General features: G+C 62.4%; 22 protein-coding genes and 1 pseudogene. 10 read left to right on the top strand and 13 right to left on the bottom strand.

From position 1 onward, the window contains the following. Positions 1–11: 11 nt before the first annotated feature. Complete coding sequence (locus tag ACFQE9_RS13445) at positions 12–878, bottom strand: HpcH/HpaI aldolase/citrate lyase family protein (protein WP_379745698.1); 867 nt, start codon at positions 876–878, stop codon at positions 12–14. Positions 879–1296: 418 nt separating this feature from the next. On the opposite strand from ACFQE9_RS13445, the pseudogene ACFQE9_RS13440 reads away from it, so the two are divergent. Further along, positions 1297–2133 (top strand): annotated as a pseudogene (locus tag ACFQE9_RS13440) (hypothetical protein); the annotation flags it as partial. A gap of 110 nt (positions 2134–2243) precedes the next feature. Here ACFQE9_RS13440 and ACFQE9_RS13435 read toward each other — a convergent pair. Together ACFQE9_RS13435 and ACFQE9_RS13430 are read right to left on the bottom strand one after the other, a co-directional pair. Further along, positions 2244–2570 (bottom strand): hypothetical protein, encoded by a 327-nt coding sequence (locus tag ACFQE9_RS13435; RefSeq protein ID WP_379745692.1) that lies wholly within the window; start codon positions 2568–2570, stop codon positions 2244–2246. Positions 2571–2573: 3 nt separating this feature from the next. Continuing rightward, positions 2574–2939, bottom strand: a complete 366-nt coding sequence (locus ACFQE9_RS13430) for a winged helix-turn-helix domain-containing protein (protein ID WP_379745689.1) — start codon at positions 2937–2939, stop codon at positions 2574–2576. Between the two features lie 109 nt (positions 2940–3048). Between ACFQE9_RS13430 and ACFQE9_RS13425 the strand changes: the two genes are divergently transcribed. Beyond that, a complete protein-coding gene (locus ACFQE9_RS13425) occupies positions 3049–3381 on the top strand; it encodes an ArsR/SmtB family transcription factor (RefSeq protein ID WP_379745686.1) in 333 nt (110 codons plus the stop codon). A 121-nt stretch (positions 3382–3502) separates the two neighbouring features. Then, on the top strand, positions 3503–3670 hold the full coding sequence (locus ACFQE9_RS13420) for an FmdB family zinc ribbon protein (RefSeq protein WP_379745683.1): 168 nt from the start codon (positions 3503–3505) through the stop codon (positions 3668–3670). Between the two features lie 178 nt (positions 3671–3848). Here ACFQE9_RS13420 and ACFQE9_RS13415 read toward each other — a convergent pair whose 3' ends face one another. Further along, a complete protein-coding gene (locus tag ACFQE9_RS13415; RefSeq protein WP_379745680.1) occupies positions 3849–4286 on the bottom strand; it encodes a PIN domain-containing protein in 438 nt (145 codons plus the stop codon). Then, positions 4283–4579 carry an AbrB/MazE/SpoVT family DNA-binding domain-containing protein gene (locus ACFQE9_RS13410; protein ID WP_379745677.1) on the bottom strand — a complete coding sequence of 99 codons (297 nt, stop codon included), beginning with the start codon at positions 4577–4579 and terminating at the stop codon, positions 4283–4285. Before ACFQE9_RS13410 ends, ACFQE9_RS13415 begins: the two co-directional genes overlap by 4 nt. A gap of 292 nt (positions 4580–4871) precedes the next feature. Here ACFQE9_RS13410 and ACFQE9_RS13405 point away from each other — a divergent pair, with 292 nt between their 5' ends. From ACFQE9_RS13405 to ACFQE9_RS13385, 5 genes are all read left to right on the top strand, one after another. Next, positions 4872–5048 (top strand): hypothetical protein, encoded by a 177-nt coding sequence (locus ACFQE9_RS13405; protein ID WP_379745674.1) that lies wholly within the window; start codon positions 4872–4874, stop codon positions 5046–5048. Between the two features lie 104 nt (positions 5049–5152). Next, positions 5153–5344: a hypothetical protein gene (locus tag ACFQE9_RS13400; RefSeq protein ID WP_379745671.1), complete on the top strand. Its 192-nt coding sequence runs from the start codon at positions 5153–5155 to the stop codon at positions 5342–5344. Further along, positions 5341–7611, top strand: coding sequence for an amino acid permease (locus tag ACFQE9_RS13395; RefSeq protein ID WP_379745668.1), 2271 nt, complete (start codon positions 5341–5343; stop codon positions 7609–7611). Before ACFQE9_RS13400 ends, ACFQE9_RS13395 begins: the two co-directional genes overlap by 4 nt. A 111-nt stretch (positions 7612–7722) precedes the next feature. Beyond that, entirely contained in the window at positions 7723–7971 is a 249-nt protein-coding gene (locus tag ACFQE9_RS13390) for a hypothetical protein (protein ID WP_379745665.1), read from the top strand. Further along, positions 7968–8363, top strand: a complete 396-nt coding sequence (locus ACFQE9_RS13385) for a PIN domain-containing protein (RefSeq protein ID WP_379745662.1) — start codon at positions 7968–7970, stop codon at positions 8361–8363. Before ACFQE9_RS13390 ends, ACFQE9_RS13385 begins: the two co-directional genes overlap by 4 nt. A 244-nt stretch (positions 8364–8607) precedes the next feature. On the opposite strand, the gene ACFQE9_RS13380 is transcribed toward ACFQE9_RS13385, so the two are convergent. Further along, positions 8608–8898 carry a UPF0175 family protein gene (locus ACFQE9_RS13380; RefSeq protein ID WP_379745659.1) on the bottom strand — a complete coding sequence of 97 codons (291 nt, stop codon included), beginning with the start codon at positions 8896–8898 and terminating at the stop codon, positions 8608–8610. Between the two features lie 242 nt (positions 8899–9140). After that, positions 9141–10166, bottom strand: a complete 1026-nt coding sequence (locus ACFQE9_RS13375; protein ID WP_379745656.1) for a Fic family protein — start codon at positions 10164–10166, stop codon at positions 9141–9143. A gap of 940 nt (positions 10167–11106) precedes the next feature. On the opposite strand from ACFQE9_RS13375, the gene ACFQE9_RS13370 reads away from it, so the two are divergent. After that, the gene (locus ACFQE9_RS13370) at positions 11107–12522 is read left to right on the top strand and encodes an ATP-binding protein (protein ID WP_379745653.1); all 1416 of its coding nucleotides are present in this window, start codon (positions 11107–11109) and stop codon (positions 12520–12522) included. Between the two features lie 245 nt (positions 12523–12767). Beyond that, positions 12768–13172 carry a MarR family transcriptional regulator gene (locus ACFQE9_RS13365; protein ID WP_379745650.1) on the top strand — a complete coding sequence of 135 codons (405 nt, stop codon included), beginning with the start codon at positions 12768–12770 and terminating at the stop codon, positions 13170–13172. Between the two features lie 380 nt (positions 13173–13552). Here ACFQE9_RS13365 and ACFQE9_RS13360 read toward each other — a convergent pair whose 3' ends face one another. The 6 genes from ACFQE9_RS13360 to ACFQE9_RS13335 form a co-directional block, all read right to left on the bottom strand. After that, positions 13553–13954 carry a hypothetical protein gene (locus ACFQE9_RS13360; protein WP_379745647.1) on the bottom strand — a complete coding sequence of 134 codons (402 nt, stop codon included), beginning with the start codon at positions 13952–13954 and terminating at the stop codon, positions 13553–13555. Further along, positions 13951–14229 carry an AbrB/MazE/SpoVT family DNA-binding domain-containing protein gene (locus ACFQE9_RS13355; RefSeq protein WP_379745645.1) on the bottom strand — a complete coding sequence of 93 codons (279 nt, stop codon included), beginning with the start codon at positions 14227–14229 and terminating at the stop codon, positions 13951–13953. The genes ACFQE9_RS13360 and ACFQE9_RS13355 overlap by 4 nt, the downstream gene beginning before the upstream one ends. A 104-nt stretch (positions 14230–14333) precedes the next feature. Next, positions 14334–15638: an RNA-guided endonuclease InsQ/TnpB family protein gene (locus tag ACFQE9_RS13350; protein ID WP_379745642.1), complete on the bottom strand. Its 1305-nt coding sequence runs from the start codon at positions 15636–15638 to the stop codon at positions 14334–14336. 19 nt (positions 15639–15657) lie between these two features. After that, positions 15658–16161 (bottom strand): hypothetical protein, encoded by a 504-nt coding sequence (locus tag ACFQE9_RS13345; RefSeq protein ID WP_379745640.1) that lies wholly within the window; start codon positions 16159–16161, stop codon positions 15658–15660. Continuing rightward, positions 16052–16414: a MarR family transcriptional regulator gene (locus ACFQE9_RS13340; RefSeq protein ID WP_379745637.1), complete on the bottom strand. Its 363-nt coding sequence runs from the start codon at positions 16412–16414 to the stop codon at positions 16052–16054. The genes ACFQE9_RS13345 and ACFQE9_RS13340 overlap by 110 nt, the downstream gene beginning before the upstream one ends. Positions 16415–16475: 61 nt before the next feature. After that, positions 16476–16853 (bottom strand): zinc ribbon domain-containing protein (locus ACFQE9_RS13335; RefSeq protein ID WP_379745634.1); only part of this gene is annotated, 378 nt, incomplete at its 5' end.

Genomic DNA, 16853 nt, shown 5'->3' with positions numbered 1-16853 from the left:
GGAGGGGATCGTCACCCGCTCGGGTCGACACCGTGTTTCGCGGCGCGAACCACCCGCTCTCGGTGTGCCTCCACGACCGGTTTGTCGAGGAAGGTCCCGTCGACGTATATCGCTCCCTTCTCGTCAGGCGCCGACTCGAAGGCGTCGATGAAGTGCCGTGACCGTTCGACCTCCTCGATCGAGGGCGTGAAGAGCTCGTTTATCTCTGGTATCTGATCCGGTAAGAAGGTGAGCTTCGCGTCGTAACCCATGCGACGTCCCTCCCGCGTGTCCGTACGAAGTCCCGTCGGGTCGTCGCGCTGAAGGTATGGAGTGTCGACGGCTGGGACGTCGACGGCGCTGGCGGCCAGTGACACCAGATAACGCGGTAACGAGACGTCGGCGTCGGACTGGGCCAGGGTTCCCAGGTGACGCCGGAGGTCGCCCATGCCGAACGCGAGGGCGGAGATCAGCGGACTCGCACGCGCGATTTCGTGTGCACGGAAGACGGCCGCCGGCCGTTCGACGAGGGGAACGATGCCGGTCTCGTCCTCGTGGCCGGCCTCGCGTACGAGATCGTCGACGACGTCGACGTCGCTCTCGGACCTGACGTCCGGAAGCAGTAGAGCGTCCGGCGGCCGTTCGGTAGACAGGAGTACCTCCAAGTCGCTCACCCCCCACTCGGTGTCGAGACCGTTCACGCGGACGACGTGTGGTTTCGAGTCTCGGGAGCGCTCTTCGAGGGCCGCGCGAGCAGTCCGGCGCCCGTCCGGCTTGGCGGGCGGCTTGAGCGCGTCCTCCATGTCCAGGACGATAGCGTCAGCAGGCCCTTCCCGCGCTCTCTCGAGCGCCTCCGTGTCGGTGGCCGGGACGAACAGATAGCTTCGACTGTAGCGCATCCTGTGGAGACACCGATTCGGGAGACAAAAAACCAGGTAGTGGCTCAGATCGTGGTGGCGACCCGTGGCGGTCGATCGTCTCGATCTTGCTGGTTCCCCCTCGGTCTGGCGGGTGCCCTGGTGTCGCGCGCGAGCGCCGATCGACCCGCGAACCGGATCGAAACGGGGTGTGATCGGCGACGAGTCCGCGTACGGACTCCGTTTGTCGGATTCCGACGGTAGAACGGCTTTAACCGGGATACAAACGGAATTAAACCGACTTAACCGATTCATCTCTTTATAACCGACCAGGGACAGGGCCCGAGTGGACATGAGCGAAACCACAGGCACGAAGACGATCGGACTGCTGCTGATCGCGGTCGTCGCGATCGGCGCGATGGCCGGCGTCGCGGCCGCCGAGGGCGACTTCGGCGTGACCGTCGACGATGCCGGCAACGAACCGACGGTCACAGTGACCGAGAACGACAGCGCGGTGGAAAACGCGACGGTGAACGTCACCACCGCCGAGGGACAGAACGTCACGTACGCCGGCGAGGGCGAGTACACGACCGACGAGAACGGGACGGTCGGCCTCCCTGCCGCCGAGGAGAACGTGACGGTCGAGGTGACCGCGACCGCCGGGAACGAGAGCGTCTCGACGACGGTCGATCTGACCGCCGGCGATGACGACGAGTCCGCGGAGGACACGCCGTTCGGCCAGCTGGTCCGCGAGTTCATCCAGCAGACCGACGACCGCGACGGTGGGATCGGCTCCGCCGTCTCGGAGTTCGTGACGTCGAACAACCCGGGCAACGCCGATGATGCACCGGGCAACGCCGGTGATGCGCCGGGGAACTCCGATCGGGCGAACGACGGCGAGCGCGGACCGCCGGCTCACGCCGGTCCGGGCGACGACGCTGACGACGAATCCGATGATGTCGACGACGACGACGACGCCGAGGAGGAAGAGGACGAGACCGACACCGACGACGCCGACGAGGAGAGCGACGATGCTGATGACGGCGACGTCGATGAGGACGATGCTGACGACGAAGACGAGTCCGAGGAGGATGAGTCCGAGGACGACGACGCTGACGAGGAGAACGAATCAGAGGAAGCGGATGCTGACGACGCTGACGATGAAGCGGATGCGGACGATGCTGACGATGAAGCGGACGAGGAGGACGAGGACGACACCGACGACGAGTCCGAGGAAGACGACGATGATGGCGAACGCGGACCGCCGGACCACGCGGGCGGTCCGGGCGGTAACTGACGACGACGCCTCCACGCACCGGGCGGCGTCGGGTTGACGTCAACGATCGCGTTCCGTTAGGGTCCCAACGTTTCGGGCGGTTCGTTTCCGTAGTCGGAGAATACTCCCGATCAACCTTCCAGATACTTGTTCAATTCACGTCGCGTGTCATCGACGGTCTCACCCGTCACCTGTGCTGGTTGCGTATCGATCACCGCATCTTTGAGAGTCGTGACGGACCAAGGTGATACGAAGGATCGTCGCGGAAGGCTTCCACGCTCGATCCGTTCCGGAGTCAGCTCTATCGCGTTGTGCCGTTCCGTCGTCGTGATCACGGCGGCTACGTACTCCTGGCCGTGAAATGGATGAGTACTGTTCGACAAAACCACATACGGGCGTTTCGGCGCGTTTCCGAACGGGTCCGTCGCAAGGACGATCGCGCCCCGTGGGTACGCCATCGATCACGCCTCGTTGCTCAGGTCGGGTAGATCGTCCTCCCAGCCCTCGTTGGTCGCGTACCAGTCGTCGCTGAACCGGTCCGCAACGGCCTCCACACCAACGATTGACGCCGCCGCCGCAGCGAGGCGATCGTCCTCGGCCGCCGCCCAATACGGCTCTTTGTGTCGAACGAGTCCGGCATCTTCCAGGCGTTGTAGCGTTGGTCCGACGCTGCCCCTCGGGATGTTCGTCGCTTCGGCTAACTCCGCGGGCGTGAACCCGACACCGCGGTGTTCAAGCAGGTATTTGAGTATCATTCCGGCGTTCGACCCTTCCGAGAGGTCTATCCGCGACCCACCAGGCGTATGCGTCTCGAAGTCCACCGGCATAGTACAATTATTGTATTCGAACTGTATTAGAATTCCGGTGGAGACGAGTACAACTGGAGCGAATCGTGGTGACGAAACGACATTTATACCCGCGGGCCGATGTCCCGGTGTGACCTCCGAGTGGGACCCCGAGACGGTCTTCGAGGTGCTCGGCAGCGAGGAGGTGCGCAAGATCCTCGCGTTGACGAACACCGAGGCGAAGTCGGCGGGGGAGCTTGCCGATCAGCTGTCGGTGTCACAACCCACCGTTTATAGGCGCCTCAACGTCTGCCAGGAGCACGACCTGGTGCGCGAGGAGACCGAGATCGACGCGGAGGGGAACCACCGAAAGGTGTACCGGGCCTCGCTGGAACGCGTCACCTTCGAGCTGATCGACGCCGGGTTCGAGGTGAACATCGAACTCCGCCACGACCCCCTCGAGGACGAGGACTTCACGCAGTGAAGCGACGATCCCCGCGTGTTCGGCGTCGAGACGGGGATATTTCGGCTTCACGGGTCACTCGCTGTTCGACTGACACAGTCTCGCGCCGGTCATAAGCGTCTCCCGCCGCCAGTATTCGGTGATGTCCGTAATCGACACCGTCAAGGAGGCGATCGGCGTCGAGGACGACACGCCGAGCTACCGCTGTGAGGACTGTGGAACGGAGTTCGACTCCGAGGCCGACCTCGATTCGTACTGGTTCGGCTGTCCGGAGTGTGAGTCCACCGATGCCGAACGGATCGAGGAGTGAACTCACGCGTCGGACGGCGCTTGGACGTGGACATGGGGAGTTCGTGAACGATCGACAATCCGTGAACGACATCGATGCAGATTGACTGCTGTGCGATGACCAAGTCGGTGGTCGGTTCAGTCGGATCGACGGCGACTTCGCGATCGCTTCGACGCCGCGGAGGAACATCACCTGCCGATTACACGCCGTGTTCGCGAAACCGGCACACGTCGACCGCGACCGGAAGATCCTCGAAGTCGTCGTCACCGCCGACGACGAGCGTCGCATCCCGTTCGTGGGCGAGCGCAACGGCGTATGCGTCGGCAAGCGAGATCCGACCGTGGGACTTCACCTCCGCCGCCAGGCGCCAGTCGGCCGGCTCGATAGTCACTCCCTGCCGGTCGAGCGCACGGACGTCTCGATCCGCCTCGCGGAGCGAGACGGCGGTCGGAGCGTCCTCGACACCTTCGAACCGGGCGACGAGATAGAACACCTCGCTGGCGTTCGTCTCCGAAATGGCGCCGGGCGACTCCTCCGAAAACACCTCGTCGAGAAGTGCTGCGACGGTCTCGTGGCCAGGCTCGTTGTAGAGGTAGGCGAGGATCGCCTCGGTATCGAAGACGTACCCTCCGGTCATTCGTGCTCCGACGGACGAAGTCGTTCGACTCGCTCCGCTTCACGGCGGCGCTCGTCCGCTTGCAGCTCACGAACTCGCTTCAGTACGGCGCCGGGTTCGTGGTCCCCGGCGTGGATCCCGTGTAGCTCCTCGGGCGACGGCACCGGCTCGATGACGATGCGGCCCCGTTCCTCGTAGACGAACACCTCACCGGGCGTCTCGATCCCGAACTTCTCCCGCAGTCGCTTCGGGATCGTGGCCTGTCCCTTGCGTGAGACGCGTACTACAGTCGGATCCCTCGAACTACTCGACATATTCAGTAATACGTTTAGTTTAGAGTAATACAAACGTTTCGGAGTACAACATCAGCGGGCCCGAATCGACGCCCAGGTGGGCGTGGCACAAACGAACGACGCGACGTCTCACCGCGCTGCGATGTCGATTCCGCATTGTATTGGTCGACGGATGCGGAATCGTCGACCACTCGAGCGTCGCCCGTTCGAGTTCGATCGACGACGCGGGATCGAGGACCGCCAGATCGTCAACGCCCGAGTCCGGAGCAGGTGCCTACCAAGTGTTAACTGGGTGGCCACGCTTGCAATCACCATGCACGCGACGTTACGTCACGTCGACGACGCCCCCGAGACGGGCCGCGATCGTCGCTTCGCCTCCGAGTTCGACCTCGGGAGCGACGCTCGCCGGTCTCGAGACGAAACGGTCCCGGTCGACTCCGTCCGGGTCCTCGAGACGGCTCCACGGCAGGGCGCTGGCATCGGCCGGTGACCCGCCTCGATCGACACCTCATCGGGTCCCGTCCCGATCCCGGGGGGCCTCACCGGGGCCCCCCTCGTTGGGACGGTCGTCCCGGCGCGAACGAATCGGTCGGTGTGATCTCGGCGGTCGGTGCGGTCCAGTCGCTTGGTGCGGTCCAGTCGTTTGATGCGATCTCTGCGTTTGATGTGCTCCAGTCGTCCGGCGTGTTCTCGAAGACGTGGTCCGGCGTGTTCTCGAAGACGTGGTCCGGCGTGTTCTCGACGATCGGCTCTCTGGCGGCGGCGTTCGGCGGTGATCCGCGATGAGCGGCCGCACCGACGACGAGGAGCTCGCGAAGGACCTGGGACCCCTCGCGGCGTTGACCATTGGCGTCGGGACGATGATCGGGGCGGGGATCTTCGTGTTGCCGGGGGAGGCCGCGGCGGTCGCCGGGCCGCTCGTCGCGGCGTCGTTCGTGGTCGGCGGGGTCATCTCGCTTTTCACGGCGCTGTCCGCGAGCGAGCTCGGGACGGCGATGCCGAAGGCCGGCGGGAGCTACTACTACGTCAACCACGCCCTCGGGCCGCTGTTCGGGTCGATCGCGGGCATGGGTAACTGGATCGGCCTGGCGTTCGCCTCCGCGTTCTACATGCTCGGGTTCGGCAGCTTCCTCATCGAACTCGTCGCCCTCCCCGCGGTGAGCCTCGGCCCCCTCGCGCTCTCGCGCACGCAGGTCGCCGCGCTCGTCGCCGGCGCGGCCTTCGTCGGCGTGAACTACGTGGGCGCCAAGGAGACCGGACGCCTGCAGAACGTCATCGTCATCCTGCTCGTGGTCATCCTGACGGCCTTCTCGATCCTGGGCGCGCTCACCGCCGACCTCTCGACGCTGCGGCCGTTCGCGCCCCAGGGGTACGACGCGCTGTTGCCCGGGACCGCGCTCGTGTTCGTCTCGTACCTCGGGTTCGCGAAGATCACGACCGTGGCCGAGGAGATAAAGAACCCCGGGCGGAACCTCCCGCTCGCCATCGTCGGGTCGGTCGTCATCGTGACCGTCATGTACGCGATCATCATGGTCGTGTTGATGGGGGTGATAAACTGGGAACTCCTCGCGGACTCGCGGACCCCCGTGATCGACGTCGCGGAGGTGGCCTTCGGCGACGTCCTCGGGCTGGCGGCCGTCGGCGGCGGGCTCGTCCTCTTCGCCGGCCTGCTCGCGACCGCCTCCTCGGCCAACGCGTCGATCCTCGCGTCCTCGCGCATCAACTTCGCGATGGGGCGCGACCGGCTCATCACCGCGTGGCTCAACCGGATCCACCCGCGGTTCGCCACGCCCTACCGGTCGATCGCGATCACCGGCGCGTTGATCCTGGGCTTCACCGCGGTCGGCAACGTCGAGACGCTGGCGAAGGCCGGCAGCGTCCTCCACCTCGTCGTCTACGGCCTGTTGAACCTCGCGCTCATCGTCATGCGCGAGGCGGACGCGCCCGGGTACGACCCCGACTTCACGGTGCCGTTCTACCCGGTCGTGCCGATACTCGGCGCCGTCACCTCCTTCGGGCTGATCGCGTTCATGCGGCCGATCGAGATCGCCTTAGCCGGCGGGTTCGTCGCCTTCGGGGTCGTCTGGTACCTCGTGTACGCCCGCTCGCGGGCCGACAAGAAGGGGATCCTCGGGAAGTACGTCCTCGAGCGCTCCGACAGCATGCCCGACAGCGTGGTCTCGGCGGCCGCGGGCCTCCAGCCCGACGGCGGCCGGTTTCGCGTGATGGTCCCGCTCGCCAACCCCCAACACGAGGAGGCGCTCATCACGCTCGCCAGCGCGGTCGCCGACCGCCACGACGGCGTGGTCGACGCCGTCCACATCGTGACGGTCCCCGACCAGACGTCGCTCGAGTACGCCGCCGACCACCTGGAGGAGCACGAGGAGAACTACCACGAGGTGCTCGACCAGGCCCGCCGCGACGCCGAGACCTTCGGCGTCGACGTCGAGACGCACACCATCGTCTCCCACCGCGGGTTCGCGGAGATCTTCGACGCGGCGCGCGACCACGACGCCGACCAGGTCGTCATGGGGTGGGGCCGCGGCTCCCACGGGCAGCCGGGGCGCATCGAGGGTGCCGTCGACGAGATGGTCGGCGAGCTGCCGTGTGACTTCCTCGTGCTCCGGGACCGCGAGTTCGACCCCTCGCGAATCCTGTTGCCCACGGCGGGCGGCCCGGACACCGACCTCGGCGCGGAGGCCGTCCGGATCCTCCGGGACCGCTACGACGCCGACCTCACGCTCCTCCACGTCGCCGACGAGGGCGAGCGCGAGGCGGGCGAGGCGTTCCTCCGGGAGTGGGCCGCCGAACACGGCTTCGGCGACGAGGGGGTCACCCACCGGGTCGAGACCGGCGACGTCGAGGACGCGATCCGGCTGGCCGCCACGGACGCGACGCTCGTCGCGATCGGCGCCAGCGAGCGGGGGCTGTTCCCCCGGCTCATCCACGGGAGCGTCGTGGCGGACGTCGTCGACGACGTCGACTGCTCCGTCCTCCTCGCCGAGCGGGCACGTCAGGCCGGGCTCCTCGCCCGGCTCTTCGGCGACCGGTGAGGAGGCGGATGGCGGACAACGCCACACGTTAGCCGGTCGCCGACGCACGCCCTCCAAATCACTAGGATACCCGCCGTAAGACTCTTAGACTCATATATCCCAATATATCGCATGGTCAAAACCATTCGCGTCTCGGAGGACTACCACGAGTGGCTGACCGCACACAACGAACCCGGCGAGACGATGGAGGAGACGCTTCGCCGAATGACGCGCGGTCCGCATCCCGAGGACGTCGCCGGCCTGCTGACGGAGGCGGAAGCCGACGCAGCCAAAGAGGCGATACAGGATCTTCGCGGCCGTGACCGCGATCGGCTCAGTACCGCCCGCCGCGCCTTCGACGACGGAGACCACGACAAGTGATCCTCGACTCCTCGTACCTCTTCGATCTGATGGCGGGGGATCCGGACGCGTTCTCGAAAGGTGCGGAACTCGTCGCGGACGGCGAGATGCAGTGGCTCCCGACGCCGGTCGTCGCGGAGACCTACTACGGCGTCGCCACGGCGCGGAGCGACACGACCGAACAGGAGGTACGCAACCGTCTCCTGGGGTACCCCCGAATCGACGTCGACGAGGAGATCGCACGGCGGGCCGGCGCCCTCCTCGCGGAGGCGGACGATCATGCCGGAAAGAACGCCGGCATCGGGGCGAACGACGCGTACATCGCCGCGATGGCCGACGTCCTCGATGACGCGGTACTCACGGCGAACATGGAGGACTTCGAAGCATTGGGCGTGGCGGTCGAGACCTACTGAGTCCGATCAGCACGCGGGACGCGGTGTGGGTCGTGGGAAATTCACGATCGCCTTCGGCGCCGTCGTGAGCCCGTAGCGGTACCCGATTCGATCGACGTCGTGACTCAACAGTCGCCAGTTAACCCCCCCGCCTAAAGACGGGGGTATGCGCTCGTATCACGCACGACACCTGGAGGTGCTGGACGAGCGTGAGTCGATCGACCTTCGCGAGGTAGATGAGCGGCGTCGCGTCGAAGACCCGCATTCACAGTGCCTCGAGATCCGCGTCGAGATGGTCGTCCGCCACCCAGGTGATGTCACGGTCCTTGGCGAGGTGCGCGAAGTCCCAGACGGACATCCCCGCCAGCTCTGCCGCTTTACTGAACGTGATCGATCCGGCCGCAAGTTGGTCGAGCGCTCGTTCGCGACGCCACTCCTCGAGACCCTCGGAGAGGAGCTTTCGAACGGCCGTACTCCGGTCGAGGTTCTCCTCTTCGAGATACGCGTCGAGCTCGGCCTCCAACTCGTCGGGCACGCGTGCCGAGATCGTTCCCATACTTTTCACAATGTATGCAACGTATACAAATACGTCGGCGTCAAGCACCGATTTCCCAACGGCGGTCAACGGTGATACATCGCTTTATCAGACAATCGACTACATCTGGGTATTCCATGTCGGTGCTACTCGAGGACCACGATCCCGACCTCTCCCTCAGCACCATCCACTCTCTGGGCTGGGACGTTGTCTTCGGGGTGTGCAACACGCAAGTCGAACAGCAAGGGTCTCGATCGCTCCGACTACGGCGATTCGACGACGCGAAGGATGTCCGGCGCTTCATAGACTCGATAGCGTTCGGAATCCGAGATCTCATCGACGATCCCCTCCGTTTCGAGCGCCTCGATCGCGTCGTAAACGGCCTGCCGTGAGCGGCCCGTCGCCTCGATCGCTCGTGGCGCCGTCAGATACGGTTCCTCGAAAACGTAATCGATCACATCTCTCGCAACAGGCCGATTCGGGAATAGTGAGTGATAGTCAGCACGGAGCGACTGCAGCTCCACACCACAGTCATACGCATCGATCGCCTGCTCGGCGATCGCATTAAGCACGAACGTGATCCACTGCTCCCAGGCTCCGTCGCTACTCACAGCGAGTAAATAGTCGAGGTACTGCTGTCGATGACGATTGAAGTACGCACTCAAATACAGATAGGGCTCCGGTAACAGCCCTGCGTCGTACAGTTGGAGCATCATCAACAGGCGCCCAAGCCGACCGTTTCCGTCTCGGAACGGATGGATCGTCTCGAACTGATAATGCGTGATCGCAACGTCGATCAGCGGTGGATACGAGCCCCGATTCATATACGAGACGAGTTGCTCTAAGAGGAGATCGACGGTGTCAGGATTGGCCGGAATGAAGCGGGCTGTCGCAGCCGACCCATCCGGTGAGCCGATGTAGACCGGCACATCCCGGAGCTGCCCGGGGTGTTCCTCGACCCCGCGGACATCACTGAGCAACGTTTCGTGAAGGTCACAGATCATCGTGACGGAGAGCTGATCACCGGCTGCCAATCGATCGAATCCCTCCCGTATTGCGTCGACGTAGTTGTATGCCTCACGAACGTCGGTTGAATCGGCAGCAGATCGTTGCGGGGAGGTATCGATGTCGTGGAGGATGATGTCCGACACCGTCACGTTCGTCCCCTCGATCTGTGAGCTCATCGCGGCTTCTCGAACCACGAACGGCGCGATCAGCAGGTTCTCGTTGTCCACGTTCCGGTGCAACGTTGCAAGTCGACCGAGCGCATACTGGGCATCGCCGTACACCCGCAACACGTCGTCGGTGTACTCGATCGACGGCGGGAGACTCTCGGGACGATAACACGGAAGCCCATCGTACGGGTCGATCGTCCCCGGCCCCTGTTCAAATCGTTCGGCATCCATTTTGACTTAGAGATAGTCCTACCCCCTCCTAAGTCTATTGCATTGCCTTTTGATAGATTTATCGAGATGTATTGAGGATTTAAATCAACACATAAGCGATCATCTAGACTTACGCAACCTACCTGAGTGACCGTCCTCGACGACTCGGGATGATCCCTCGCTTCTCAACCACACGACTGCGGGAGGGTCCGTTTCCCAACTCAAGCGGTCGGACGTCCGCCGGTTCGAGTTCGATCGACGACACGGGATCGAGGGTCGCGAGACCGTCGACGGCCGTTTCCGGGGCGGTGACTCGAAGCGTCGCGGCGCCAATTCGGCCTCAATCGTCGTGCCGGTTCGTTCGATCATCTTCGTGGCGGCCTCGCGATCGCCTTCGACGCCACGGAGGAGCGTCATCTGTCCTCGGAGATCCGGAGTAGTTGTGACAGTGCAATCAGTCACCCCGCTATTTTGATTTAGCACCAAAAATGCCAATAGCAGATCCGCACGCGGCCACGTGAACCCTTCTCGAGGACCGACCGGAGCTGGCCGACGTTCGTCAACTACCCCACCCTACTCGCTTCCTTCGCTAGCGCTTCGGTCGCTCCTTGCGGAAGGAGACTCCGCGCTACCGCTTCAGTTGAACCAGCCTGATCCGATACCCGGTACGACCACTTCTCCGGTCAGGTCGGCTACATCGCGATCGAGGAACTCGACATTGAGGCCGATCCGAACCACTGGTATGACTAGGATAATATTATCGTGTGCATAAGTATAGTCTAGACTATAATAGTTTCACTTCCAACTCCGGGAGGTATATGTATCACCCGCACCGACAGGAGGTATGAACCAGTTCGTCGATCGGGCCGATGAACTCGATCGGTTACAGACGCTCTATGGGAGCGACGCTGCGGAACTCGCAGTCATCTATGGGCGCCGCCAGATCGGCAAGAGCGCACTCGTTCGTCGATCGATCGCCGACCGCGACGATGCCGTGTACTACCAGGCAGTCCACGGGACGGCGACGACACAGCTCAGTCGGTTCGTCGAGGCAGCAGCGACGACCTATCCGGACGTCACCGCCGTCAAAGAGGAGTGGGAACCACTCCTCACGTATCTCACCGACAGGGACGCGGTCATCGTCATCGACGAATTCCCGTACCTCATCGAATCGAACGAGGGGCTTCCCTCGGTCATTCAACACCTGTGGGATACAGCCGTCGACGAGAGCCGGGCAACGCTCGTCCTCACGGGCTCTGCGATCGGGATGATTCATACCCACGTCCTCGATGGTGGCGCGCCGCTCTACGGGCGCGTGTCCCAAACGCCGAACGGTCGCATCGAACTCACCCAGCTGCCGTTTCGCTCCATCCAAGAATTCGTCCCGACGTACGATCCCGAAGAACGGGTGTTCATCTATGGCGTCTTCGGGGGCACCCCTCGATATCTCAGCCCGCTCGATCCAGCACGGAGTCTCGGAGAGAACATCACGCGACTGCTTTGCGATCCGGATGGCCCACTCCACGACGAGCCCGAAACTGTCCTCCAGATGGAACTTACCGAGGTGAACACGTATTTCTCCGTGCTGGAGTCGATGGCCAGCGGGAACCGGAGTCGAAACGAGATCGCCCAGGGAGCCGGCATCGCGAGTACCAACACGTCGTACTACTTCGACCGGCTGGAAACGCTCCGGATCATCGAGAAACACCATCCGGCATTCGCCGATCCGGCGCGCAGCAAGCGGACTCGGTACCGGATTCGAGATCCCGTGTTCCGGTTTTATTTCCGGTATCTCTACGGCCGCGAGGGGCAGTACGAACTCTACGGCGAGAACGCCTACGCGGATCTCATCGAACCGACAGTGTCCGACTTCGTCAGCGAAACGTTCGAATCGCTGTGTCACCAGGCGCTCCCGGCGCTCTATCCTGACGCCCAGCTCACACAGCTCCCACGCCAGTGGTGGTACAAGGGGCGGGAGATCGACATCGTCGCACCCACCGACGAGTCAACGGTGATCGCCGGGGAAGCGAAATTCACCACCACCCCCCTTGGATATGACGTGCTCGCGGGTCTCGAAGACGACGTGGAGCATATCGACTGGACGCCTCCCGGCGGTGGTGAGGCGACGTACGAATTCGCCTTGTTCAGCCGCTCCGGGTTCAAACGGTCCGTCGAGGAGGCTGCAAACGATCGTGGTGACCTCCGTCTCTTCGATCTGTCCGACGTCGTTGCGGTTCTCGAACGTCAAGACGACCGGTGATGCGCTCGGCCGTCGTCCGGTCGACGATTCCGATCGTGCTGCCGTCGATCGTCGCCGGTCGCCGTCGATCGCGATGCCGCCTGACCCAGTCCGATCGGCACGCGGCACGCGGTGTGTGAGTCGTCGAGGAGATCTCGAAATGCCCGCGTCTCGTGGTTTGTCCTCGATACACCCCTGAAGTGCCCTAAACATGCCTGAGAATTGGCCGAAATAGCTTTATCATACAATCGGCTACATCCGGGTACATGCCGGTACTACTCGAGGACCACGATCCCGACCTCTCGCTCAGACCGGGAACAACGAAGTCGGACATCGTGGCGTATCTGTATCGAAATCCCGAATGGGGATACTCCCCGCAAGAGGTCACGGAATCGCTCGAGATCCCTCGAGGGACCGCCACGACGACACTCAAACGCCTCTACGACGACGGCTACGTCGGAAAGACCGACGACGGGTACTACCACGCCCTCGACGAACGGACGGACGTCCGACGGTACGTTTCGAGTCTCAACCAGGTCGATCGAATGTTCGATCGCCACCGCAATGCGGATGTCACGCCCGAGGAACCCGAGAAACGAATCGGCGAGGGACGTACTGGCGAGGAACTCGAAACGGAGCTCGAAGAGTTGGAAGGCGGCAGTGGTGAGTGATCGCCTTCGACACCGCGGAGGAGCGTGACCTGCCCTCAAAGATTCGGAGTAGTTGTGACGGTGCAATCAGTCACCCCGCTATTTTGATTTAGCACCAAAAATGCCAATAGCTCCTCGTTCTCCTCGACGTCTCGCGCCATATCTCGTTCGCTCTCCCAATTCATCATGGGCGATGAGAATCGCTAGGAACGCAAATGCCTTCCTGTCGAATCGGATCTTCACACAGATTCAAGGAGGAATCCCTCGACTTTAGTCGTGGGTTACTGACCTTGACTGTCGTCACGACGGCCGGCATCGTGTACTTCTGGGGACTTTGAGCGAGGAATGCGGGCTCCCAGACGGGCATTCTTCTTGTTCTTCTCGACTCTCGAGATGGTGCGTCAGCGCCAGACGGTGTCCTCGCCGGAGAATTCCCTGTCTTTCGTAACGATCGCCTCGGTTCCGCGGACGCGGTGATTGGCGATGAGTAAGGCGTCGTGGAGCGTATAGTGGTCGAGAAGGCTCCCAAAGACCGCGAGGTCTTGTTCATCGGTCGGGGCGACCCGTACTGGCCCGTCGTTCACGAGCCCTCGCAGCACCGCGTTCGGAGTCGTGTCCACCTCGACGCCGGCGATCTCGCCGTTGTTGACGGCGGTCCAGATCGCTTCGCTGATGGCGATCGTCGGCGCTTCGACGACGTCGACACCCTGTTCAGCTCGCGTGAAGATCTCGTCCGCAGCCGATGGGAGTCGGTCGACGAGGTACCGAGCCATCGCCACCCCGTCGACGGTGTAACGTGTCACGGCTGCCACTCCGACCGGCGTTTTTCACGGATCTCGGATCCCATTTCTTCGGCCATCTCCTCTCGTTTCTCCTCGGGAACGTCGTCGTCGACGAGCATCCCGCGACCCGCCGATCGGGTCGTCTTCCGAACTCTGATGCCCTCCTCCGTCTTTTCCCATCGGAGTTCGTCACCCTCTTCGAGCCCGAATTCCTCGCGGAGTTCCTTCGGGATCGTAACCTGTCCCTTCCTCGTGATGCGAGTCGTCTTCCCCTCGTTGTCAGTGTCGGTGCTCACATCTAGTACTACGTGCCGTAGTACCTAAGACTGTTCCTCAATATCTGAGCCGTGTTCGAGTTGCCCGTAGAGATAGTACGAGCATACGATCGTGAACTCCCGTGTCAGTGACCCACGACTGAAGTCGTGGGCTTGTCGGTGGACTCCCCTTCTGCCGTCGATCTGACGGAGGCGATAAACTCGCCGTTCAGGTTCAGCGTCCCTGACGTCAGCGCACACTGACAGGGTGCGCCTCCATCCGAAGACGTCTGCCTCGAATGGAGTCGGTTCAACAGTTTCCGAGCAATGTTCTTGCTCGCGTTGTAGTCCGCGTTCAGTTCGTACTCGCACTTTTGACACACGAACTGGTGTTTCGATCGCCGATTCGTCTCGTGCGTAAATCCGCACTTCGAACACCGCTGGCTCGTGTACGCCGGACTCACCTGCTCGACCTCAATCCCCAACATCTCGGCTTTGTACTCCACGTACTCGTACAAGCGTCGGAACGCCCACGCATGGAATCGCTTTACGCCAGCCATTCGCTCGCGAATATCTGTCAAATTCTCGAAGGCGACGTGCGTACACCCGTGGTCGCGGGCTTCCTCGAGAATCTGGTTCGAGGCATAGTGGAGTTCGTCTTTCATCCAGCGGTGTTCTCGGTCGTTCATCGACTGAATCGACAGGTGTGCCGACCGTGTTCCTGCCTGTTGCATCGACCCGCGGGTCTTCTCGAACTCGCGGCGTCGATGATTCATCTCGTCGGCATTGCCGATGAACGCGCCCGTGGAAGTCACGGCGAGCGAGCCGTCCACGTTAAGATCGACGCCAAGGACTGTTCTGTGCTTGGCATCAGAAGACACAGCCGTGGACTGCTCGTGTTCGTCGCGTTCGGTGCGGCGCATTCGCGCGTGGAGGTAGAATGCTTCGGTCGAGCGGTCGTATTGGAGCGTGGACATCCGGAACTCATAGTCCTCGTTCAGCAGGTACTCACCGATCGGTGTGTCCTTGGGATCGTCAGGAATTACGTACGGGCACTCGACACGCCCGTTTATTGTTGACAGGGACACGTGGTCGCGGTGGAACGTCGCGCTGCGCTTGTCGTAGACGACGCTCCACGCGTCGAAGTGTGGTTGACGGGTGTTCTCGCCTTTCTTGAGTCGGGCAACACCACTTTTGGTAGCCTCGATAGCACGCCGGATTCCCTTCTGGACGAGGTTCGCAGTCAGCGCTGTTTCATCCCGAAGTCGTTCGTACAGAGCCTTCTCGGCTTCTTGTTTCGAGGTGACGCAGTACTCGTTCGGGTGTCTCCACGCCCACGCTGCGGTCGTGTTCGCACAGTGAAGAAACTGATCTTTCGTCTGATGGAGGTCGTTGCACCGCCCGTTGGGTACGTCGAGTTTGACTTTGACGGTGCGAATCGTCTCCACCATCCGTATTTCACATATTTATCTAGTTATTTATGAACTTATGGATGGTGTTGGGGAGTCGGGTGACTATCTCTCGTGGTTTGTTACGTGTAGTGTCGGATTCCTCCCACGGCTGAAGCCGTGGGCTTCCTCCTTGTTCCTCTGTGATCCGTCCCTGAGGATTCGCCACTACTCGGTGTTTGATGGTTCCAACCACCCACGGCGAACAGTACGACACGTTGTCCGGATCGCGGCCAGTCTCCCAGTCGTCACCCACCTCGTAGTTTGCGGGCAGATCGCTGGTCGTGAGCGCCACACAGATGTACTCCTCACCAGGATACGGCAAATTCCGGGCGGCAAGGACCAACCAGAGCCGAGGGTTCGATCCACGTCGGAACGGGTCGGGGGCCCAAAAGACGTCCCCCCTCCGGTACGGTTCACTCACGATCGTCCCGGGGATCAACCGCGTGCTCCTGCCACTCGTCGTACGCGAACGGCTCCTCCTCGTGACTCGCGGCGACGTCGTCCGCGTGAGCCGCCGCTGCATCCAGACTTCGGGCGTGGTCGCTGACCCGCCAGTAGATCCCCTTGTGATCGACGCGTCCCTCGTCCCGCAGTCGAGTGAGTGTCGGCCCGACGGAACCCTCGCTGATCCCGGTGGCCTCCACGATCTCGCTCTGGGTAAACGCTTCCGCCGAGTGCGCTTCGAGGAACGAAAGTACCTCGTGGGCGTTCGTTCCCGGGGTCGGGCCGTCCTCCGTCTCGGGGATCGATTCAAACCGATCGGCACTGATTGGCATCCTATTGTACTATTTGTATTAGATGTATTAATTCGTTCGGGTGGATGTAAACTACCCCACCCTACTCGCTCACGGCTTCGCCGTTCGCTTCGTTGAGGGTGGGGCTTTCGCGTGGACTCCCGTTCTGGCCATTGCTGGCAGGCTCGTACTCGCCGTTCACGTTCAACGTCCCGCGATTCAAGCGCACGTTTACGGGTGCGCCTCCGCTCGACGACGTTTGCGCCGAGCGGAGATGTTTCAGACCAATATTCTTCGCCGCGTTGTAGTCCGCGTGCGGTGAGTATCCGCACTTCAAACACTCAAACACGTCCTGCCCGTCCGACTTCGGGCGGTTGTTTTCGTGAGTGAAGCCACACTTCGAACACCGCTGGGAGGTGTAGGCGGGACTCACTTGTTCGACCGAGATCTCGACCACCTCGGCTTTGTATTCGACGTACTC

It is taken from the genome of Halopenitus salinus, from assembly GCF_042662125.1.
In the GTDB taxonomy this organism is placed as follows: domain Archaea; phylum Halobacteriota; class Halobacteria; order Halobacteriales; family Haloferacaceae; genus Halopenitus; species Halopenitus salinus.
Note: the sequence above shows the minus strand (reverse complement) of the source record. Positions and strands in the feature narration are given on the sequence as shown.